Genomic DNA, 21,473 nt, shown 5'->3' with positions numbered 1-21,473 from the left:
ACACATTGTGGCAAAAATCGTAGTCGTTACCTCTGGTAAAGGCGGCGTGGGTAAAACCACCACCAGTGCTAGTTTTGCGTCGGGCTTGGCCCTACGTGGTTTCAAAACCGCAGTCATCGACTTTGACGTGGGTTTGCGTAATCTCGACCTGATTATGGGTTGCGAGCGTCGCGTGGTATACGACTTTGTTAATGTGATTCAGGGCGAGGCCACGCTGCGCCAAGCACTGATCAAAGATAAAAATTGTGACAATCTGTTTGTCCTCCCAGCGTCACAAACCCGTGATAAAGACGCGCTATCAAAAGAAGGCGTTGAGCGGGTATTGAACGAGCTCAAACACGACGGTTTTGATTACATCGTCTGCGATAGCCCCGCCGGTATCGAAACAGGTGCATTCTTGGCGCTGTATTTCGCCGATGAAGCCATTGTCGTGACCAATCCCGAAGTCTCATCGGTACGCGACTCAGACCGCATCATCGGTATTTTGGATGCCAAATCGAAAAAGGCCGAAGAAGGTGGCACGGTAAAAACCCACCTGCTGATCACCCGCTATAGCCCAGCCCGCGTTGAATCAGGTGAAATGCTGTCGCTTGACGATGTACAACACTTGCTGCGGATTTCATTGATCGGGATTATTCCGGAATCAGAATCTGTGTTGCAGGCCTCCAACTCAGGCACGCCAGCGATTCACAATGCCGGCACCGATGTATCAGAAGCCTACAAAGACGTGATCGCGCGCTTCTTGGGCGAAGAAAAACCGATGCGCTTTATCGAAGTGCCAAAACAGCCGTTCTGGAAACGGTTGTTCGGAGGTTAAGCCATGTCAATTCTGAGCTATTTCTTTGGCGAAAAGAAAAAAACCGCCAGCGTCGCCCGCGAGCGTTTGCAGATCATTCTGGCACACGAGCGTAATGGTCGCGAAGCACCGGATTACCTGCCGCAATTGCAACGCGAATTGGTTGAAGTAATTTCAAAGTACGTTGCCATCAACCCAGAAGACATCAAGGTCCAACTGGATCGTAAAGATGACTTTGAGGTACTTGAGGTCAATATCGTGCTACCAGAGCATCGCAAAACAGCGGCATAAACACTAAGAGGCTTCGGCCTCTTTTTTATTGCCGCTAAAAACCGCGCAACTTTTCACATTTGCGGCGATTCTAGTGATTAAAACTTGGCCTGAACGTGCGGTATCCATAGAATGAATCTTTGCCTTCATTTGCCACCCCATGTTCAGGCACTTACTTGCACATACAAAAACACTCTCACTGAGCAGCCGCCAAACTTTGCTGTTGTGGCTAGGTGCTGGTTGCGTTGGTTTGGTCGCGGTCATTTTGGCCAAAACGGCCGAATGGGCCTTCAAGTTATTTAGCCATCTACAAGCGCACTGGGTTTGGCTACCGCTGCTCTTAGTGCCGGCCGGTGGCGTTCTTGCGCGCTGGTTAATGCAAAAAATGGGGCAAGGTGCGCAAGGCAGCGGCATTCCACAAACCAAAGCCGCGTTGGAACTCACACAAGAAGTTTCGCTGGCGGATCGCTTGCTCTCGATTCGGATTGCAGTTGCTAAATTTCTAGGCATTGTAATTGGGCTGGGCTCTGGCTTTGTACTGGGACGTGAAGGCCCTACCGTACAAATTGGCGCCAGCATTATGTACGCGCTGCACCGTTTTTCCCCCAAAGACAGCGCTGTTTTTCGCCGTCAGCTGATTTTAGCGGGCGGAGCCGCCGGGATTGCGGCGGCATTTAACACGCCGCTGGCGGGGATTGTATTTGCCTTTGAGGAGCTAGCTCGCTCAGTCGAAGAACAAACCTCTGGCAAACTATTGGGGGCGGTGATTATCGCCGGGGTGGTCTCATTAGCCATCTTGGGCGACTATGTCTATTTTGGCCGCATCCATGTGCCCAATTTTGACTATGGCATCGTGCTACCCGTGATCGTGATCAGCACCATGTGTGGATTGGTGGGCGGTGCATTTTCTTGGGTCTGCATCCATACCGAGCGCTGGCTGCCACAACCAATTACGCAATGGCGGCAGCAGCAGCCCTATTATTTCGTTGCCGCGTGCGGCTTGCTGATTGCCATCTGCGGGCTGATTGCACCGATCCACGGTAGTGGCGCAGAAATCACTAGCGAGGCAATCAATCACGCCCAAACCTTGCCATGGTATTTCACACCACTCAAATGGGCAGGCATGGTATTGACCTTTCTTACTGGGCTACCCGGCGGCATCTTTGCCCCTTCACTATCACTGGGTGCTGGGGTGGGAAGCTGGTTCAGTGGGCTATTTAGTGACACCTCCAACGTTAAACTGATGGCAATTGGCATGGTTGGCTTGTTGGCCGCCGTTACCCGCGCCCCGCTCACAGCAGCAGTCATCATGATGGAAATGACCGATGGGCACGATATGGTGATCTCCAGTCTCGCCGCTGCCATGATTGCGTCCTACGTTTCTCGACTGTTTCGGGTCAATCTGTACCATGAGCTTGCCGATCAGTCTTTGCGTAATTTACCGCCACTCATCAAAACAGATAGCATGAAATAGCGCAGTCAAAACCCGCTTGACTAGGTTGGCAATGTTATAATTGCGAAAAAATTATTGCGATGCACGGCATCGACCATTGAGGGCTACATGAGCATTTCCATTAAAACCGCAGAAGAAATCGAAAAAATGCGCGTCGCTGGCCGCCTAGGCAGCGAAGTGCTCGATTACATTACGCCATTTATTGTACCCGGCGTCACCACCGCCGAGATCGACCGCCTGTGTCACGAATACATGGTGAATGTGCAGGGTACTATTCCAGCACCCTTGAATTACTGCCCTCCTGGTTATATACCCTACCCTAAATCGATCTGCACCTCGGTCAACAATGTGATTTGTCACGGCATTCCGAATGACAAACCGCTGAAAAATGGCGACGTGGTTAACCTTGATATCACCGTGATCAAAGACGGCTACCACGGCGACAATAGCCGGATGTTTATGGTTGGCGATAATGTGGCTAGCCATGCCAAACGCTTGTCGCAAATCACCTACGACTGCATGTGGATTGGTATTGAGCAAGTAAAGCCTGGCGCACATTTTGGTGATATTGGCGCGGCGATTCAAAAATACGCCGAAAAAGCGGGCTATTCAGTAGTGCGTGAATTCTGCGGCCACGGCATTGGTGCGGTGTTTCATGAAGAACCGCAAGTGCTGCACTATGGCAAAGCAGGTACTGGCCCAGTAATGCAAGCTGGTATGATTTTCACCATCGAGCCGATGATTAACGCCGGCAAACGTGAAATCAAACAAATGAACGACGGCTGGACGATCGTGACCAAAGATCGCAGCTTGTCGGCGCAGTGGGAACACACGGTACTGGTCACCGAAACTGGCTATGAAGTGCTGACCGTATCGGCGGGCACCCCAGCCAAGCCAGAAAAATACCTCCTTGGGTAATTGTCTGTAATTGAATAAATCAGGGTATTGCGTGGCAATACCCTTTTTTATGTCTTGCAAGCAGGAACTATCATGCGTTCAGTCACCGCCATTCGTGAATCCTACGCCACTGCCAAAGCCGCGCTGCGCGAGCGGTTCAATATCCCGTCCAAAGCTGCGCCGCTACTGAATGCTTTGGCCAAGCTGACCGATGCAACCTTGGTCGAATTGTGGGATAGACACGAGTTTACTAACGAGGTATTACTCGCTGCAGTAGGTGGCTATGGACGTGGTGAGCTATACCCCTCATCGGATATCGATCTACTAATTTTACTGCCCGACCAACCTAGCCCCGCTTTGCTGGAAAAATTGGAAATCTTCGTTGGCGAGCTGTGGGATATCGGGCTGGAAGTGGGCCATTCGGTGCGTACAATTGCGGATTGTTTGAACGAAGCCGAGCGCGACATCACGGTACAGACTGCATTACTGGAAACGCGGGTACTGGTCGGCGACAGCGAACGTTTTGCCGAATTTATGGACACCGTTCACCGCCATATCGACCCGAAAGAGTTTTTCGATGCCAAGCTGATCGAGCAGCAAGCACGCTATGGCAAATTCCAGAATGCCACCTACAAGCTCGAACCCAATATCAAGGAAGCGCCGGGTGGCTTGCGCGATCTGCATTTAATCGGCTGGATCGCCGCCAGCCAGCGTTTGGGCCGCGATTGGCATGCACTGGCGGCGCTCGGCATGCTCACGCATGAAGAAAATCAAAAACTCTGCGAAGCCGAGCGCGTATTGCGCACCTATCGCATTGCGCTGCACTGGCGCGCGCGTCGCCGCGAAGATCGGATTTTGTTCGATTATCAGCACCCACTGGCCAAAGAGTTCGGTTTTGACGATTTATCCGCCGCCGGGCGCATCACGCAACGCGCTTCTGAAGCGCTGATGGCCGAATATTACTTGGCGGCGCGCATCGTCACCCAATTGGTTCCGGTGTTGGTGCAAGCACTACGCGCGCGGATTTTCTCGTTTATCGGTCGGCAAACCATTCAAATTTGTAATGATTTCCAGATTCGCGACGACCTGCTCGAAATCACCGACCCAGCGCTGTTTGAGCGCAAACCCGAAAGTATTCTGGCGCTGTTTTTACACTTTGAGCAGCGCCGCGAAGCGCGCGATATTGCGCCAGAAACCTTGCGTGCACTGTGGCACGCGCGGCATAAAATCGACGATGATTTCCTCGCCAACCCACACAACCGGCAATTATTCATTGCGCTGTTCCGTGAGCCGCGCGGCTTAACGCGCATTTTGCGCCGCATGAATCAATACGGCGTATTGGGCCGCTATATTCCGGAATTTGGCGATATTGTTGGCCGCATGCAGCATGATTTATTTCATGTTTACACGGTGGACGAGCACACGCTGATGGTGCTTCGTAATGTGCGCCGCTTTGCCGTGCCAGCATTTACCCACGAATACCCGCTGTGCTCGCGCCTGCTCGAAGAGTTCGAGCGTCCCGAAGTACTGTATCTGGCAGCGCTGTTTCACGATATTGGCAAAGGCCGCGGCGGCGATCATTCGCAGCTGGGCGCGGCGATTACCCGCACTTGGGTTGACGCTCACCCGCTGCCAGCAGATGACCGTGACCTGATCGTCTGGCTGGTGACGCACCACCTAACCATGTCTTCGATTGCGCAAAAGCAGGACGTGTACGACCCCGATGTCATCGCCGAATTCGCAGCGTTAGTCAAAGATCAGCGCCACCTGAATGCCTTGTATTTGCTCACTGTGGCCGATATTCGCGGCACCAGCCCGAAGGTATGGAATGCCTGGAAAGCCAAGCTGCTGGAAGACCTGTTCAAAGGCACCGCCCGATACCTGAATAGCCAGAACATCACTGCGCATTCTTGGCTCAATGAGCGTCAGGATGAAGCGCTACGCCTGCTGCGACTGTATGGCTTCCGCGAGGATGCACATCAGCCATTCTGGAAGCTACTCGACACCGTGTATTTTCTGCGCCACGACGCACGCGATATTGCTTGGCACACACGGGTACTGCTTAATCGAATGAATGCGGACGAACCCACGGTGAAAGCCAAGTTGTCTGAATCAGGCGAAGGCTTGCAAGTGGTGGTCTATACGCTGGATCAGCCGGATCTATTTGCGCAAATTTGCAGCTTTTTCGAGCGTGCTGGTTACAGTATTTTTGACGCGCATATTCACACCACTACCCACGGCTATGCGCTCGATACTTTCTATGTGTTTATCCCCGATGGTTTGGGCACCTCGTATCGCGATCTGATCAATTATGTCGAATACGAGCTGGCACAGCGCATTTTAAAAAAGCTCCCGCTGCAAGCGGCGCCCACCGCCCGCCTCTCGCGCCAGCAAAAGCACTTTCCAGTGCAAACGCATGTGCAGATCCGCGCTGATGAAAAAGGCAAATACTATATTTTGTCCATAGTGGCAGGCGATAGACCCGGCCTGCTCTCAACGATTGCGCGGATTTTGGCGAGCAATCGCATCGAAATCCAATCTGCCAAGATCATGACCTTGGGCGAGCGCGCCGAGGATAATTTCCTGATCAGCGGCAGCGTGCTGGGTGATGAGCGTGCACGATTGCAAATTGAAAATGATTTGTTGCAAGCGCTGAGCCCACAAAATTGACAGTATATCGCCAGAGAGTATTCATTTAATGGACTCTGGCGATATACCCACAGCCTGCAATATCGTTTGAATCCGCTGTTCAAGCGGCCCGCTAATTAGCTGATACGACAGTTGACGCTGCGCCAACTCGGCTAAATACCAACGATGCTGCGCTTGGCGAAAAGCTTCATCTTGCCGCGTTCCATCTTGCACTAGCGGAAAATCAGGGCTTAGTAAAAACAGGTGTTGATACGGCCGTTCCGCCAACGCGGATAATGCGGGGTCAGCGTGACCAAATAAGGCCTGCGAGTAAAACAAGGTAGTTAAAGGCGTGGTATCGCAGATGATGCCTTCGCGCGCCTGCGCTAATGCAGCCTCCTCGTGAGCGATTTGAGTACGGGCAATCTGCAGCAAATCAGAAAACGCCAATTGCCCCTGCCGCTCCTCCCAGCGCTGACGACCATATTCGGCGACACAGGGCATGCCTAAATGCTCGGCCAAAATTCGACTCAGTGTCGTCTTGCCAGTGGATTCTGCGCCAAGCAGCGCAATTTTTCCCAACACTTGATAGCTAGCCGCTACGGCTGGCGATAGCCATACGGCTGCAGGCAATAAGCCGCGTCGAATTTGCGTGGCGCTCACGCTGTGTTGCTGCCGCTCCAGGTCAAATGGGCAATGCACAACGGGCTGCGCCGCAGCGTGCGACAAATAGGCAGCGAAGCCCGCTCCATAGTCTTCACTACTAAACACCCCGTCTGGCATAAAACCCAGCCGGCGCAATACCTGCCAGCAAAATTCGCGCTGCACCTCAGCGGGGGCGCCATCGTCGGGCAAATCGAGTGGAAAATCAGGCCAACTGGACAACTCTGAAGCATCCAACACACAGCTACGAATTCGTACCTCGGTACCATAACGGGCAGCAAACCACGCTCGCCTTTGTGCTGGCGTACAACTTAGAAAATTTTGGCTAGTGTAGCTCAGCACCAGTACTTGCTCACAGTGCTGTAGGGCGAACTCAATCAGAGCCTCATGACCAAGATGCAGCGGGGCAAACTTGCCAACGACCAAACCACGCTTAAGCTGCCGCATATTCCAGCGACTCTGCTTTCAATTGCTGACGCCATTGATACCAGCCATACAGCACATTGCACCAGTAAATTGCATAAAACAGCGCCGTTAAATACAAGCCTCGTGATAGATAGAGCGGCACAGCGATGGTGTTAACAATGAACCAGCAATACCAATTTTCGATACGCCGCTGCACCAACAATAATTGCGCGAGTACGCTAAAGGTTAAAATCAGGGAATCAACAAAGGGTGCATAGGCATTGGTGAAGTAATGCAGCAAAGCCCCATAAGCGAGCGCGATGATCATTGCTGCACCAGCGCGCAGACCAATAAATCGCAGACTAGACTGTCGAATCGCTAATTGCGCCCCTTGCCCACCATGTTGCCAGCGCCACCACCCCAGCAAGCTCGTCGCAATAAAAAATACCTGCAGCGTTACATCGGCGTAGAGCTGAAACCCGAAAAATAAATAGGCAAATAACACGCACCCCACAATCCCGGTCGCCCAAGTCCAAACACTATTGAGGGCGGCCAAATACACTGAAAAGGCATACAAGATGTTGGCACTGAATTCGAGTGGGGTGGTACTAAACACGGCAAGTCTCCGCTAGAAAATCACTGGTATATTGAATTATTTTTTCACCTAGGGCTGGCCGCGTCTCGATGTTAAGCGGCCAATTGCCCAATAAATGAGTCATCTGCTGGCGTAACGCAAGCAAATCGATGTCACCAACAATTTGCAGCCGCAAACTGCCATCGTGAGCCTGATGCAGACTAAATTGCTGCAACATAAAGTGCTGTAGTGCCTGACTGATGTCGACATTATTAATCCAGCACCCATCAACCGTACAAAAGCGCACTGGCGGGCGCCCGCTCAACCCCATCAACACAGGCATCTGCCCCACCAAGGCCATTGCTGCATAATCGCCAGTGCGATAGCGGCGCAGTGGCAGCCATGGATTAAACCCACCGCTGAGCGTTATTTCGCCGCGCTCACCCAATGGCAGCAAGCGCCCTGCTTCATCGACAATTTCCACCCACAATTCGGGTTGCAATAAAACATGCCCGCCCAACATCGGGTCAAAAACCGCAATGGGCCCCGCTTCATTCATTGAATAAATATCCAGCACCGGGCACGCAAAACGTCGCTCCAGATACTGGCGTGTACCATCTAGCATCTGCATCGAGGTCGATAAGATGGCTTTCGGCTGGTGTTGTAACGGCAGGTCTGCCAAAGCCATCAAGGAAATCGGATCACCGGTAATTAACTCCGGCGCCAAATCATCCAGATAACGGCTACGATCAGCGGGATGATGCCAATCGGCTTCATTCAAATTGAGCTTCACCAAACCCGCCTCGGCTTGCAATGGATTGATTGAGGCATAGGTAAAACAGCGCGCTTGCGACCCCACCAAAGCCACGGCGACCTCCCCCTGCTTTGCACAAGGCACAATCCCAAAATGCGCCAAGGCACGACGATGAAACGCTTGATAGCGCGCAGCCACCATTGGGTACGATGGAATGGTGAGTGGATGACCCGTGGTACCACTAGTAGAAAAACAAATCAGCCGCTCAAGTGGCAACGGCTGTGGCACATAGCGAGTGAAGTCACGGCTAAGGTCAGCACGGCACGTGGTGGGAATCTCTGCAAACTCAACTGGAAGAGCGCCAGCAAACGCGGGCACCTGTTCTTGAGTGTCTTTCAAAAGCTTGTTCAAGAAGTCCGGCACCATACCCAATGAAGTATAGGGCGATGCAATAGATTGAATAAGGGCTTTGCGAATATACCCATCCAGTTGATTTAGCTCATTGGGTAGCAGCCGGTGACCACTCTGGTTACGAAAGCGCGGCGCGTGCGGGTGATGGATGAGACGCTGCAGCATTGCAGCACCGGCAGGGCTAATCCCAGTGAAATAAGCTGGATTTACCGCAGCTGGCAGTACAAGTGAAGGTTGCTCGTGCCGCACTACTCGCGCGTCCATTTATCTGCCGCTTCCTGTGCCTGCGCTTGGGCAATGGCGGCACGCAATTTTTCAGCGCGTTGTTCGGGCGTTTGTTGGCGAATTTCTTCCGCCTGCGCTAATAGTCTAGCTTCCTCATCTGCTAAATCTGCCGCTACACGCTCTTCCAGACTAAGCTGCCGACGTCGTGCAGATTCTGCTGCGCTATTTTCTTCTTCGGCCAGCATCTCTGCGCTGGGTGGCAAAGGGTTAATGATTGGGTCTTCAGCTGAAGTAGCATCTGCTTTAGGTTGATCTTCAGGCTTGCCGCGCAATAGCCAGCCCAAATAAAACACGGAAAAGATCAGTCCAAGCACCAAGACAATCCAAACCATAGCGCCAACCACTCCCAATTGTTTCAAGGGTATCAGTTGCGCCAACGAACCCGCCATGAGAGCCATGCAGGCCCCTAAGCGGGTGAGAGGCCAGCGAGCTTGCTCACTACCCGTCACCTGCAACCCGATAGCAAATCCCAGTGCGGCCAGCAGCAAAAATTGAAGCGAACTCAAGGCCAGAGCTAATGACCATTGCGCAACAACAATAATCAGTGCTAACCATAATGCCACCTGCAACAGCACAATACTGGGTTCGTGCTCTAGCGTTTTGGGCACGGGTTGCCTGCGCCAGACTTGAGCCAGATAGTCGACCAGGGTCCAGCTTGACAACAGCAGTGGTAACAGCACCAGCCAGAACAGTAGCGTCCACATCCACTGCGCGCCAAAACCAACGGCTTGCTGCACTAGTTGCACGTCAGAGTGATGAGTTTGCACCGTGGCCAGCAACCAGCCGCATAACAGCACCTTAAAATGCGCGACGGGACGCTGCCAACCATAGACTTGATTGCACAGCATCAAGCATGCCCACACTAGCAAAGCCCCCCAGTGAGCGAGCGCACTCAGGGCGTACAGTTTAGTCAGTAATGCCGTGCAAATGGCCGTGAGAAACACATAAGCGACAGCGCTCATGGCTAAACCTAGAAAAGGGTTGATCAAAACAGCTACAGGCAATAGACATCAATAGACACAACAAAGGGTATATACCCCTAGATCTTTTATCATAAGACCCACAGCCATATACCCTAAAATAAAAGCGAATTACTACTTTTAATCGAAAATTACGGTTTTGTTTGAATACACCAGTACACGGTGTTCCAGATGCCAGCGCACGGCGCGCGACAGCACCACACGCTCCAGATCGCGGCCTTGTTGAATCAGTGCATCAACATTATCACGATGTGAAATGCGATTGACATCTTGCTCAATAATCGGGCCATCATCCAGAATTTCAGTCACATAATGGCTAGTCGCGCCGATCAGCTTCACGCCACGCGCAAACGCGCGGTGGTAAGGTTTCGCACCGTCAAAAGCGGGCAAAAAGCTGTGGTGAATATTGATCACGCGTTGCGGATAAGCCGCGGTGAAGTCGTGGCTCAGCACCTGCATATAGCGCGCCAGCACGATCAAATCGATGCCTTTTTCCACTAGCAGCGCTTTTTGCTTGGCTTCTGCTTCAACCTTATTGTCTTTGGTCACCGGAATCACGTGGTATTCAATGCCGTAAAACTCGGCCAGCGCGCGACAATCTTCGTGATTGGAGATAATCAGTGGAATCTCACAATTGAGCTCGCCGCTTTTATGGCGATGCAGCAAATCTACCAGGCAATGATCATATTTCGACACGAAAATCGCCATTTTCTGCGGGCGATTGGACAGCGCTACTTTCCACGTCATTTCAAAACGATCGGCAATCGGTTGAAAAGCGGCCGAAAAAGCGTTCATATCCAAGGTAAAGTCGGATAAATCCCACTCAATCCGCATCAAAAACAGATTATCGGTATTGTCCTGATGCTGATCGGAGTGAACGATATTGGCGTTATAGGTGTAGAGAAAATTGGCAATTGCTGCCGACAACCCTTTACGGTCTGGGCAGCTGATCAATAGCGTAGCAGTTTGGTTCATGATGGATTCGCAAACAAAAGTTACAACGATTCTAACAGCCACGCGCCTTTGATGACAGGCTAAAGCAGCGAGTTTTGCGCCTAATCAGCTCAGGATGGGCTCGCTCAGTAACTTGCTGGTGCGTTCAGCCATACGCAGCGGCGTGCGCGCCCCAGCTTTGGTATCATTAGCTGAACTTATGTTGCAGTTAATTGCCCTTCGAACGCTCGCAATTTAACAACTACACTCACCTATTACGCACTGAATTAGCCCAAAGAGCCTATGTTTGATATCGTTTTATACCAACCAGAAATCCCACCCAATACCGGCAATATTATTCGCCTTGCCGCCAATACTGGCTGCATGTTGCACTTGGTCAAACCACTCGGGTTTCCACTCGATGACACCAAAATGCGTCGTGCGGGGCTCGATTATCATGAATACGCTCAAATGCAGGTGCATGAAACTTGGGCAGACTGCCGTGCAGCATTAGCTGGGCGACGCTTTTTTGCGGGCACCACCAAAGGCTCACAGCGTTATGATTTAGTGCAATATCAACCCGGCGATGTTTTGGTTTTTGGGCCTGAAACGCGCGGTCTACCAGCTGAGGTACTTGCCGAATTTGAACCGAAAGATCGAATTCGCTTACCAATGCATCCCGATAATCGTAGCCTTAACTTATCAAACGCCGTTGCCATTACCGTGTATGAAGCTTGGCGCCAAAATGATTTTGCCGGTGGTATTTTTTAAAGCATAAAAAAGGTCGCCCAAAGCTACCTTTTTTATATACCCTGCCAATGCATACTTCACCCAATCAATTAGATATTGGCGTGAGAAAACATACCCTTAATCTTGGTTGCGCATAAAATCAGCCGTTTTGAAAAACGCCTGCTCTAAATGCTCGCGCAGTGCATCGCTGATCGCAATCTCACTCATGGCTTGATACATGCACAACAGCCATTGATTGCGCTCTGCCTCACCAATGCTGAACGGCATGTGGCGGGCTCGTAAACGTGGGTGGCCGTATTTCTCGATAAACAATTGCGGCCCACCTAACCAGCCCGATAAAAACTCAAACAACTTGTCACGAATCAGTGTCGTGTCTTTGCCATGCATGGCATGAATGCCGGCCGCTCGCGGATCGGTTTCCATAATGTCATAAAAACGATCAACTAATTGCCGTAACACAGCAGCCCCACCTAGTAATTCATATGGACTTAATTCCTGAATATCTGACATCGTTATTTCCTATTTACTGCCAATTAATACATAATTATTACAAGTATTTTTAAAGTCCATTTGCTACACGCAAGTCATGCACCTAGTAATTACTAAGTCAGCTTGCGAAGATCAAATTGGGTCATATACTGAGTTGTAATTCTCTTTTAATTCAAGGTGTCTCATGCTCAACCAGCTCACGATTTCTAAAAAAATTACTGCCGGATTTGCCTTACTAATTGTATTGCTGATCGCGGTGGGGATATCGGGCATATATCACATGCGCAGCTCGGCGACGATGGTAAAGCAACTATTGGCCACTGATCTCGTCTACGGGGTTGGCATGACCGATTTTACCGAAGACATCTTACTGTTGCGCCGCTACGAGAAAGATTTATTTATGAATCTAAACAAGCCGGAGAAGGTGAAAGAATATAAAGAAAAATGGGATAAAACCCTAGGCAACTCGAAAAACACCCTGAGTGCACTTGAAAAGGTAGCCAGCAACGCGCAAAAAAACGATCTGCAAGGGCTAGCAAGCGGGCTTGATGCCTACGCAAGTGCGTTTAATGAAGTGGCCTCACAAGTTGTGGCGGGCAAATTTACCACGACACAGGAAGCCAATGAGTTTTTCGATAAAAATAAAGCGGTGATCCGCAAGTTAGCGGAAGATTCCGATGAGCATGCCGAGGCCGCAATTCAAGCGGTCAATGCGATCGCTGAAAAAGTACAAGCCGATGAAGACAGCACCTTGCGCAGCACTTTAATTCTGATGGTTCTGGCAACCATTACTGCGATCGTCGCGGCATATTTTATTAGCCAAGCGGTTAGCAAACCGCTCGATGCAATACAACGCGAAATCACCGAAATCGACCGCACGGGCCATATTGGTCGCCGCTTAGCGATACACAATCATGACGAGATTGGCAAAACATCTTCAGCATTGAACCGATTATTCACCGGCATGTGCGAAGTGATTGGGCAGGCCAATCGCAATTCGGGCGCACTGGTTACGGCCTCGCGTGAACTTGCCGATGCGGCTGGTCAGGTCAGCCAGGCCTCACATGTCCAAGCGGAAGCATCGGCATCTACAGCGGCGGCGATTGAACAAATGTCAGTCAGCGTACACATGATTGCTGAAAATGCGCAAAACGTTGAAGCTGAATCACGGGAAGCGGCACAAACTGCGACAGAAGGCGCAGTAACCGCACAACGCGCAGCAGTGGAAATTAATCAAATTGCCGAATCGATCACGCGTTCTTCTGACGTGATTGTGCAGTTGAATCAACGTTCAGATGAAATTGGCAGTATTGCAATGGTCATTAAAGACATTGCTGATCAAACCAATTTATTGGCACTGAATGCCGCGATTGAAGCTGCGCGTGCAGGGGATCTTGGGCGAGGTTTTGCTGTTGTGGCGGATGAGGTTAGAAAATTAGCTGAACGCACCACTCAAGCCACAGTAGAAATCACCAGCAAAATTGACTCTGTGCAACGCGATACCAGTGCCGCCGCAGACGGCATGCGCGCGGCGGGTCGTTTGGTCGAAAACGGGGTAAGAAGCACGGAAAGCGTAGCCGAAGCCTTATCACAAATTGAACATGTAACCAGCCGTACCGTGGAACATATTGCAAGCATCAGCAATGCAATCAAAGAGCAAAGCTCAGCCAGTCAGGAAATTGCACGCCATGTCGAGCATATTTCGCAGGCCAGTGAGGAAAACCATGGCGCAGCCAAAAGCACTAATGAGCTTTCAACACGCCTGAGCCAGATTGCGCAAGATCTAGACAATACAATTCGCCGTTTTACCGTGTAAGTATCGGCTCGCAGCCAAACTCAATACTTGGCTGCGGGCTACTACCGCGAGCAAGGCGCCGCTCGACTCAACGCTGACTACCGACCGAACCCGGGGGGTAATATGCACAGCTCCAACGCTGAGATTCCCGCACTCAGCCCCGCTTTTACAAACCTTGCTCAGGCCAAGTATCAAGATGAACAAAGTGCGGCTCGGCAAATTCAAGATGCCTGTCAACTCAGTGCGGAACAAAGCTTGCGTGCTGATGCGATGGGGCACTTGCTCAGTCAGAAACTGCGCATCGCACGACAAAATCAGGCTGGCATTGATAATTTATTAAGTCAGTATCCCCTGTCTACACCAGCAGGTCGAGCCTTACTCAATCTAGCTGAAGCGGCGCTGCGCATTCCTGATCACTTTCAGCTCGACCAATTTATTGAAGAGCAATTGCATGCCGCCGACTGGCATCAACACCGTGGTCACAGCCCATCATGGTTAATCAATTTTGCCACTCTAGGGCTGGATCTTGCCGAAAGTACTCATACCCCGCTAACTACGCCAATTTTTCGCGAAGCAATTAAACAAGCTTTGCGGTTACTGGCAAGCCAATTTGTTATTGCCGAAGACATTACAGCGGCGCTGCAGGCCCAAAACCCAGATTTTCGCTATTCATTTGATATGCTTGGTGAAGCGGCTCTCAGCCCCGAAGAGGCATCGGTCTATTTGGAACGCTATACCCAGGCCATTCATCAGGTAGGGGCTTATAGTCAGGGAGCGGGTCAATTTGGCCCGGCGGTTTCGATCAAACTATCGGCGCTGTGTCATAAGTTTGATTTTCTGCATTATCAGCAGGTACACACTGAACTCTATCCACGACTATATCAACTCGCGCTGATTGCAAAACAATACGATATTGGCCTAACCATTGATGCCGAAGAAAGTCATCGCCAACTGTTAACGCTCAGTTTATTCGAACGCTTGATGGCAGAGCCAGATTTGCTCAATTGGAGTGGCTTGGGAATCGCAGTTCAGGCCTACCAAAAAAATGCATTGCAGGTTGTGAAATGGCTCAGTCAGTCGACTCGGCAACAACACCGAGCGATCACGGTACGACTCGTCAAGGGGGCCTATTGGGATAGTGAGATCAAGTGGGCACAGCAAGCCGGTTTGGCCAACTATCCGGTCTGGACCAACAAAACCCTCACTGATCAATCATATTTAGCCTGTGCACGCATTTTATTACAGGCGGAAAACCGGATTTTTGCTCAATTTGCCACCCACAATGCCTTTACCTTATCGACCATTCATCAGATGGCAGGTGCGCAAAATTGCGAATTTCAGGCCTTATTTGGCATGGGAGAAACCCTCTATCAATTAGCGCACGAATTGGGTATTGAGCGCCCATGCCGCTTGTATGCCCCCGTAGGCGCACACAAGGAGCTCCTACCCTATTTGGTACGGCGTTTCTTGGAAAATGGCGCTAATACTTCTTTCGTTCACCAAGTGCTAGCAGAGGCAACGCGGCCAGAGCTGTCCAATAGCGCGAGCCAGCACACGTTGCGGCAACCAAATAAATTATTCCTGCCGCGAGTAAGCCCTGCCCTATCTGACCTGCATCACTGGCCAGATTTTATTCGCTTAAGAGAAGACCTCAATGCACAAAAAAAACAGAGGTATATTGCGCTACCTAGCAATTACATTGATACAGATGGCAATACCCATTTAAAAACAATAACAAACCCTGCACTAACTACTGAGATTGTTGGCCAATATGCCGAAACTGCTTTTAATGAAATAGAAACCGCTTTTCACACCGCGGAACTGGCGCAAAAAAAATGGCAGGCATTGGGGGTCTCGGCAAGGGCGGTCTTGCTTGAGGCGTGTGCTGATGCACTGGAAGCCAAGCGAGTGCTATTGCTCGATTTGTTAATCCGCGAAGCGGGAAAAACGCCGATCAATGCTCTGCAGGAATTTCGCGAAGCCGTTGATTTTTGTCGTTACTATGCAGCGCAGGCACGTAGCGACTGGCAACATAGCTGTCCCGCAGCATTGGGGATCGTGGTTGCAATTAGCCCCTGGAATTTTCCGCTAGCCATTTTTGTCGGGCAAATTGCCAGCGCTTTACTGGCAGGCAATACCGTAATCGCCAAACCAGCTCCGGAAACGCCCCTAATCGCAGCACAAGCCATTGAATGCTTTTATCAGGCGGGAATTGAACCCCAAGTAGTGCAGCTACTACTGGGGGGGGAGAGCTGGGTGCGGCTTTGACCTACGATCATCGCTGCGCAGGGGTTTGCTTTACCGGTTCGCTCAATACGGCCAAGCAAATCCGCCGTGCCTTAGCTGAATTTGGCGCTGATCGTGTGCTAGTGGCTGAAACAGGGGGCGTCAATGCAATGATCGTTGATAGCAGCGCGCAAATTGATCAAGCCATTCGGGACATTCTCATCTCCGCCTTTGATAGTGCTGGTCAGCGTTGTTCAGCGCTGCGCCTGCTGTGCGTTCAAGCTGAAATTGCCGATGAATTATTGGCGCGACTAAAATCCTGCCTTCATGCCATTATTGTCGGCTCTCCTAGCTCAGCATCAACCGAGGTTGGGCCAATAATCCGGCCTAAATCACGGCAAGCAATTAGCCTGGCGATCGATACCTATCTTAGGCTTGGCTATCAGATCAAGCAATCCCCCCTAACCGAGCAATGTCAGCACGGCTGTTTCATCGCCCCGACCCTGATTGAAATTGATCAGCTGAAGGTTTTAAGTGAAGAAATCTTTGGCCCAGTTTTATGCGCCTACCGCTATCAAGCCAAACAACTTGATACTTTATTAGAGCATCTCAATCAGCAAGGATTTGGCTTAACCTTGGGCATTCATAGCCGAATCAAACGTAACATCGAACACATTATTGCTAACACGCGCATTGGAAATTACTACGTCAACCGTAATCAAATTGGTGCAGTGGTTGAAGCGCAACCTTTTGGCGGACAAAATAAGTCGGGAACAGGCCCAAAAGCGGGCGGGCCTTGGGCTCACTGGCGCCTAGTGTGCAACGCTGACCCATGTATGCCCCACTATCAAATTTTGCCAAGCAAACTCGAACTCTTGCGCCAACTTGCCCACCTGTGGCCAGATATGGACCAAGGCGTTGATCTTGAAATTTTGTTAGAAGATGCCGCGCGGCGCAGCCCGATTGATCAAATTATTAAATTGCCAGCTGTTAGCGGAGAAACCAACGAGCTTCGCTATCGAGGCCGTGGCAAAGTGGCATGCTTTGGACCGAGCGATTGGGACTTAATTCAACAAGTGGGAATTGCCATCCTAACGGGCAACCAAGCCGTCATCACGCAACCAGACCTGTTCAGACTATGGCAAAAATACCTAGGCCCACATGACCTGATATTCAGCGAGAAGCCGCTACAGTTAGGGGTGCAAGCAGTGCTCAGTCACAGCTTGGATGCAGATCGAATCGAAAAACTGCTGGCACAGCAAGATGGGGCAATTATCCCGCTCATTCAACCATTTGAAGATGGAAAATGGCCATTATTTCGTTTAGTAGCCGAATATACGGTGACTACGAATACTAGCGCCACGGGCGGCGATGTTGCGCTACTCACTCAGGGCGCCCAATAAAAAGCCCCGTACTTGACGGGGCTTAGCCGAAAACAGGTTAATTTACTCACCAAGATACGCTTGTTGTACCTTTTCATTGGCCAGCAAAGCAGCCGCTTTATCACTAAAAGTGACCTTGCCCGACTCCATAACATAGCCACGATCAGCGGTCTGCAGGGCAAGCTTGGCATTTTGCTCGACCAGCAACATGGTTACTCCTTCGGCAGCGATCATTTTGATAATCTCAAAAATCTTCTGCACGATAATCGGAGCCAGGCCCATTGACGGTTCATCAAGCAGCAGCAATTTTGGTCGGCTGAGCATTGCGCGACCAATGGCAACCATTTGCTGCTCACCACCCGACAAAGTGCCCGCGAGTTGCTTGTAGCGCTCTTTCAAACGTGGGAATAAATGATACACACGCTCCATATCATGCAAAATTTCTGCTTTGTCAGAACGGCTGTATGCCCCCATCAGCAAATTTTCTTCCACAGTTAGGCGGCTAAAAATACCCCGCCCCTCTGGCACCATCACCAAACCCTGCTTTACGTAATCATGGGCTGCTAATTTTGCGGTGGATTGGCCCTCAAATAAAATCTCTCCACCCGCAGGTTTAACCATTCCCATCAGGGTTTTCAGCGTAGTGGTTTTACCTGCGCCATTGGCGCCAATCAAGGCAACCAATTCGCCTTCTTTTACTTCGAGATTAATCCCTTTGACGGCATGAATACCACCATAAGCGACTTTCAGGTCTTTTACTTGTAATAAGGTACTCATTCAGGCGCCACTCCCAAGTAGGCTTCAATGACACGTGGATCATTCTTGACTTGCTCTGGCACACCCTCAGCAATTTTTTTACCGTAATCAAGCACGGCAATCCGATCACACAAGCCCATCATTAATTTCACATCATGTTCGATCAGCAAAATAGTCACCCCGTCTGCGCGGATTTTCTCCATTAGCTTTTTCAAATCATCCGTTTCTTTGGGGTTCATCCCTGCTGCAGGTTCATCAAGTGCCAACAGCGTGGGGTTAGTTGCCAATGCACGAGCAATTTCAAGGCGACGTTGATCACCGTACGATAAATTACGGGCTAACTCATCCGCACGATCAGCAATGCCAACATACTCCAACCAAGCTTGCGATTTGGCCTTGATAGATGCTTCTTCAGCACGCGCTTTTGGGTAGCGAAGCACTGCCCCTAGTACACCAATATTGGTGCGGACATGCTGGCCAACCATGACATTTTCCAGCGCAGTCATATTGGCAAACAGGCGAATATTCTGGAAAGTACGGGCAATGCCAGCCTCAACAACCACGTTGGGTTTTTTACGAAATAGATCTTGCCCTTTAAAGGTAAACTTGCCTTCGTCGGGTTGATACAGCCCAGTGAGCACATTAAACAATGTGGTTTTACCGGCACCATTTGGGCCAATCAGACCGTAAATCTCACCTTTATTAATGGTCAGAGCCACCCCGCTTAAGGCGTGTAAACCACCAAAACGCTTATTAATCCCTTCAATACTTAATAAAACTTCAGTCATGATTGCGCTCCGCATCTTGCAAGCTGTCTTTTTCTTGCAGGGCAATGTCTTTGGTTTTGGGTTGCAATTCTGCACGGCGGCGTTTTGATGGCCACAGACCTGCTGGACGCACCAACATAATCACAATCATGGCCAAACCAAAAATCAGCATCCGCAGATTTTCGGGATCAACTACTTTTTTTCCGGCAATTGCCATCTGCAGCGGGTTGATAATGTCGCGCAGTAATTCTGGGGTAATCGAGACAATAATCGCCCCCAAAATAACGCCGGGGATATTTCCCATCCCACCCAACACTACCATACACAACACCATCACCGATTCCATCAAGACAAAAGATTCAGGTGATACAAAGCCTTGGAAGCTGGCGAACAATGCACCAGAGACACCACCAAAGCTGGCCCCCATAGCAAAGGCCAGTAATTTCACATTGCGGGTGTTAATCCCCATGGCGTTGGCCGCAATTTCATCTTCACGAATCGCAACCCAAGCACGACCAATACGAGAGTTTTGCAGGCGAATCGACACAAAGATAATCAGGGCGCAGAAGGCTAAAATTAGGTAGTAATAGAGATGGATTTTCTCAAACGTCAAACCCAAAATCTCAATCGGGCGGCCAAAATCGTAACCTGCGATTTGTACCGGGTCGATATTATTAATCCCTTGTGGGCCATTGGTGATATTGATCGGACGATCCAGATTATTCATAAAGATGCGTACAATTTCGCCAAAACCTAAGGTCACGATGGCTAAATAGTCACCACGCAGCTTCAGGGTAGGCGAGCCCAGCAAAACGCCAAAGATCCCGGCCACAAATGCAGCCATAACCATCATGACCAGAAAAGGTGGGTGACTTAACCAAGCGGGCAATACTGCTTGCAGATGCGGCGAATTAAGAATGGCAAATAAATAAGCGCCCACGGCATAAAAGGCGATATAGCCCAAATCAAGCAAGCCAGCATAACCAACGACGATATTTAGACCCAAAGCCAGCATGATATACAGCAGGGCGAAATCGACTGCGCGTAACCACGATTTGCCATTTTCAAATGCACCGCCTAATACCCAGGGCAATACGGCAAGGACAACCGCCAGCACGGCCATCATAACGATATTGTTACGATTATTTTTTAATAAAGCATCCATCGTTACGATCCTTGCTTAAGCGCGTTCAGCAACACGTTCACCCATCAAACCGGATGGACGGAACACCAACACAATAATCAGCACGACAAAGGCAAAAATATCTTTGTAGTTACTACCCAGTACACCGCCTGTTAAATCGCCCAGATAACCGGAGCCCAAGCTCTCGATAATCCCCAGCAGCAAGCCACCGAGCACAGCGCCGCCGATATTGCCAATGCCACCCAGTACTGCTGCAGTAAAGGCTTTCAGGCCAATCATAAAGCCCATATATGCATGCGCTTGGTCATAATTGGCAGCGACCATCACCCCTGCCATGGCCCCCAAAGCAGAGCCAATTACAAAGGTCATCGAAATAATGGTATTGACGTTTACGCCCATCAGTTTTGCTACTTCTGGGTTTTGCGCCGTTGCACGCATTGCACGGCCTAACTTGGTTTTTTCGATCAGGAAGAACAAGCCTCCCATCAAAATCAATGCCAAGGCGATAATTGCAATTTGCAAATCAGTGATCGCGGCACCACCGATAATGTGTACCTCAGAAGGCAAAATCGGTGGAAATGGGCGATAGTTACGTCCCCAGATCAACATAGCGGCTTGCTGCAGCACAATCGAAACGCCGATCGCAGTGATCAAGGGCGCCAATCTTGGTGCCTTACGCAGTGGCTGGTAGGCAATTTTCTCAATTGAATAACCAAGAAACATTGATACCGGAATCGCCATCATCAGCCCGACCAGTAATAACACTGGGCCTGGCAACTGAACTCCAGCGCCCACGAGCAGATTGATACAGGTAATGGTGACCATTGCGCCAATCATCACAATCTCGCCGTGCGCAAAATTGATCAATTGCATAATGCCGTACACCATCGTGTAGCCCAGTGCAATCAGCGCATAAATGCTACCGACGACCAGCCCATTGATAAGTTGTTGTAGGAAAATATCCACGCTTGCCACCCTTGAGGAGGTTTATAAGTACGATTCAGCCAGTTTTGGCCTAACAGACTGCCCGTTTTATCTTCAATCCATATCAGATTGATGTGAATTTTACCGTTACAGTTCGGTATTCACGCAAATTACCTGTTTGCTGTTGCGCA

At 50.3% G+C, this 21,473-nt stretch carries 17 protein-coding genes and 1 pseudogene; 8 read left to right on the top strand and 10 right to left on the bottom strand.

Features of this window, described 5'->3' with window-relative positions:
• Positions 1-7: 7 nt before the first annotated feature.
• The 5 genes from minD (at position 8) to HZU75_RS15125 (ending at position 6,086) form a co-directional block, all read left to right on the top strand.
• Complete coding sequence (minD, locus tag HZU75_RS15145; protein ID WP_180306823.1) at positions 8-817, top strand: septum site-determining protein MinD; 810 nt, start codon at positions 8-10, stop codon at positions 815-817.
• A gap of 3 nt (positions 818-820) precedes the next feature.
• Positions 821-1,087 (top strand): cell division topological specificity factor MinE, encoded by a 267-nt coding sequence (gene minE, locus HZU75_RS15140; protein WP_180306822.1) that lies wholly within the window; start codon positions 821-823, stop codon positions 1,085-1,087.
• Positions 1,088-1,226: 139 nt separating this feature from the next.
• Entirely contained in the window at positions 1,227-2,540 is a 1,314-nt protein-coding gene (locus tag HZU75_RS15135) for a chloride channel protein (RefSeq protein WP_180306821.1), read from the top strand.
• 87 nt (positions 2,541-2,627) lie between these two features.
• Entirely contained in the window at positions 2,628-3,437 is an 810-nt protein-coding gene (map, locus tag HZU75_RS15130) for a type I methionyl aminopeptidase (RefSeq protein WP_180306820.1), read from the top strand.
• Positions 3,438-3,509: 72 nt separating this feature from the next.
• Positions 3,510-6,086 carry a [protein-PII] uridylyltransferase gene (locus HZU75_RS15125; protein ID WP_180306819.1) on the top strand — a complete coding sequence of 859 codons (2,577 nt, stop codon included), beginning with the start codon at positions 3,510-3,512 and terminating at the stop codon, positions 6,084-6,086.
• Between the two features lie 21 nt (positions 6,087-6,107).
• Here the strand turns inward: HZU75_RS15125 and HZU75_RS15120 are convergent, their stop codons facing one another.
• From HZU75_RS15120 to purU, 5 genes are all read right to left on the bottom strand, one after another.
• The gene (locus tag HZU75_RS15120; RefSeq protein WP_180306818.1) at positions 6,108-7,154 is read right to left on the bottom strand and encodes an AAA family ATPase; all 1,047 of its coding nucleotides are present in this window, start codon (positions 7,152-7,154) and stop codon (positions 6,108-6,110) included.
• Complete coding sequence (pnuC, locus tag HZU75_RS15115) at positions 7,141-7,728, bottom strand: nicotinamide riboside transporter PnuC (protein ID WP_180306817.1); 588 nt, start codon at positions 7,726-7,728, stop codon at positions 7,141-7,143. The genes HZU75_RS15120 and pnuC overlap by 14 nt, the downstream gene beginning before the upstream one ends.
• Entirely contained in the window at positions 7,721-9,115 is a 1,395-nt protein-coding gene (locus HZU75_RS15110; RefSeq protein WP_228028095.1) for a phenylacetate--CoA ligase family protein, read from the bottom strand. Before HZU75_RS15110 ends, pnuC begins: the two co-directional genes overlap by 8 nt.
• Positions 9,100-10,098 carry a hypothetical protein gene (locus HZU75_RS15105; protein WP_180306816.1) on the bottom strand — a complete coding sequence of 333 codons (999 nt, stop codon included), beginning with the start codon at positions 10,096-10,098 and terminating at the stop codon, positions 9,100-9,102. The genes HZU75_RS15110 and HZU75_RS15105 overlap by 16 nt, the downstream gene beginning before the upstream one ends.
• 138 nt (positions 10,099-10,236) lie before the next feature.
• On the bottom strand, positions 10,237-11,091 hold the full coding sequence (gene purU / locus HZU75_RS15100; RefSeq protein WP_180306815.1) for a formyltetrahydrofolate deformylase: 855 nt from the start codon (positions 11,089-11,091) through the stop codon (positions 10,237-10,239).
• A gap of 261 nt (positions 11,092-11,352) precedes the next feature.
• Between purU and HZU75_RS15095 the strand changes: the two genes are divergently transcribed.
• On the top strand, positions 11,353-11,820 hold the full coding sequence (locus tag HZU75_RS15095) for a tRNA (cytidine(34)-2'-O)-methyltransferase (RefSeq protein WP_180306814.1): 468 nt from the start codon (positions 11,353-11,355) through the stop codon (positions 11,818-11,820).
• 96 nt (positions 11,821-11,916) lie between these two features.
• Here HZU75_RS15095 and HZU75_RS15090 read toward each other — a convergent pair whose 3' ends face one another.
• Positions 11,917-12,309, bottom strand: a complete 393-nt coding sequence (locus tag HZU75_RS15090; RefSeq protein WP_180306813.1) for a group II truncated hemoglobin — start codon at positions 12,307-12,309, stop codon at positions 11,917-11,919.
• A 163-nt stretch (positions 12,310-12,472) separates the two neighbouring features.
• On the opposite strand from HZU75_RS15090, the gene HZU75_RS15085 reads away from it, so the two are divergent.
• Together HZU75_RS15085 and putA are read left to right on the top strand one after the other, a co-directional pair.
• On the top strand, positions 12,473-14,104 hold the full coding sequence (locus tag HZU75_RS15085) for a methyl-accepting chemotaxis protein (protein ID WP_180306812.1): 1,632 nt from the start codon (positions 12,473-12,475) through the stop codon (positions 14,102-14,104).
• 102 nt (positions 14,105-14,206) lie between these two features.
• A pseudogene (putA, locus tag HZU75_RS17825) lies at positions 14,207-17,712 on the top strand (bifunctional proline dehydrogenase/L-glutamate gamma-semialdehyde dehydrogenase PutA).
• A gap of 42 nt (positions 17,713-17,754) precedes the next feature.
• Here putA and HZU75_RS15070 read toward each other — a convergent pair.
• Genes HZU75_RS15070 through HZU75_RS15055 form a run of 4 tightly spaced genes read right to left on the bottom strand, consistent with a single transcriptional unit; the run spans position 17,755 to position 21,324 of the window.
• The gene (locus HZU75_RS15070) at positions 17,755-18,468 is read right to left on the bottom strand and encodes an ABC transporter ATP-binding protein (RefSeq protein ID WP_180306809.1); all 714 of its coding nucleotides are present in this window, start codon (positions 18,466-18,468) and stop codon (positions 17,755-17,757) included.
• Positions 18,465-19,235 (bottom strand): ABC transporter ATP-binding protein, encoded by a 771-nt coding sequence (locus HZU75_RS15065; RefSeq protein ID WP_180306808.1) that lies wholly within the window; start codon positions 19,233-19,235, stop codon positions 18,465-18,467. Before HZU75_RS15065 ends, HZU75_RS15070 begins: the two co-directional genes overlap by 4 nt.
• Positions 19,228-20,379: a branched-chain amino acid ABC transporter permease gene (locus HZU75_RS15060; RefSeq protein WP_180306807.1), complete on the bottom strand. Its 1,152-nt coding sequence runs from the start codon at positions 20,377-20,379 to the stop codon at positions 19,228-19,230. Before HZU75_RS15060 ends, HZU75_RS15065 begins: the two co-directional genes overlap by 8 nt.
• A gap of 15 nt (positions 20,380-20,394) precedes the next feature.
• Positions 20,395-21,324 carry a branched-chain amino acid ABC transporter permease gene (locus tag HZU75_RS15055; protein WP_180306806.1) on the bottom strand — a complete coding sequence of 310 codons (930 nt, stop codon included), beginning with the start codon at positions 21,322-21,324 and terminating at the stop codon, positions 20,395-20,397.
• Positions 21,325-21,473 lie beyond the last annotated feature (149 nt).

This window comes from Chitinibacter fontanus, from assembly GCF_013423785.1.
GTDB lineage: Bacteria > Pseudomonadota > Gammaproteobacteria > Burkholderiales > Chitinibacteraceae > Chitinibacter > Chitinibacter fontanus.
This window is presented reverse-complemented; position numbering and strand designations above follow the sequence as displayed.

Excerpts from the sequence above, each read along its gene's own strand:
- HZU75_RS15110 (WP_228028095.1), bottom strand. The coding sequence starts at position 9,115 with ATGGACGCGCGAGTAGTGCGGCACGAGCAACCTTCACTTGTACTGCCA.
- minE (WP_180306822.1), top strand. The coding sequence starts at position 821 with ATGTCAATTCTGAGCTATTTCTTTGGCGAAAAGAAAAAAACCGCCAGC.
- HZU75_RS15060 (WP_180306807.1), bottom strand. The coding sequence starts at position 20,379 with ATGGATGCTTTATTAAAAAATAATCGTAACAATATCGTTATGATGGCC.
- HZU75_RS15090 (WP_180306813.1), bottom strand. The coding sequence starts at position 12,309 with ATGTCAGATATTCAGGAATTAAGTCCATATGAATTACTAGGTGGGGCT.
- purU (WP_180306815.1), bottom strand. The coding sequence starts at position 11,091 with ATGAACCAAACTGCTACGCTATTGATCAGCTGCCCAGACCGTAAAGGG.
- HZU75_RS15135 (WP_180306821.1), top strand. The coding sequence starts at position 1,227 with ATGTTCAGGCACTTACTTGCACATACAAAAACACTCTCACTGAGCAGC.
- HZU75_RS15125 (WP_180306819.1), top strand. The coding sequence starts at position 3,510 with ATGCGTTCAGTCACCGCCATTCGTGAATCCTACGCCACTGCCAAAGCC.
- HZU75_RS15095 (WP_180306814.1), top strand. The coding sequence starts at position 11,353 with ATGTTTGATATCGTTTTATACCAACCAGAAATCCCACCCAATACCGGC.
- HZU75_RS15070 (WP_180306809.1), bottom strand. The coding sequence starts at position 18,468 with ATGAGTACCTTATTACAAGTAAAAGACCTGAAAGTCGCTTATGGTGGT.
- HZU75_RS15065 (WP_180306808.1), bottom strand. The coding sequence starts at position 19,235 with ATGACTGAAGTTTTATTAAGTATTGAAGGGATTAATAAGCGTTTTGGT.
- HZU75_RS15085 (WP_180306812.1), top strand. The coding sequence starts at position 12,473 with ATGCTCAACCAGCTCACGATTTCTAAAAAAATTACTGCCGGATTTGCC.
- HZU75_RS15120 (WP_180306818.1), bottom strand. The coding sequence starts at position 7,154 with ATGCGGCAGCTTAAGCGTGGTTTGGTCGTTGGCAAGTTTGCCCCGCTG.
- HZU75_RS15105 (WP_180306816.1), bottom strand. The coding sequence starts at position 10,098 with ATGAGCGCTGTCGCTTATGTGTTTCTCACGGCCATTTGCACGGCATTA.
- map (WP_180306820.1), top strand. The coding sequence starts at position 2,628 with ATGAGCATTTCCATTAAAACCGCAGAAGAAATCGAAAAAATGCGCGTC.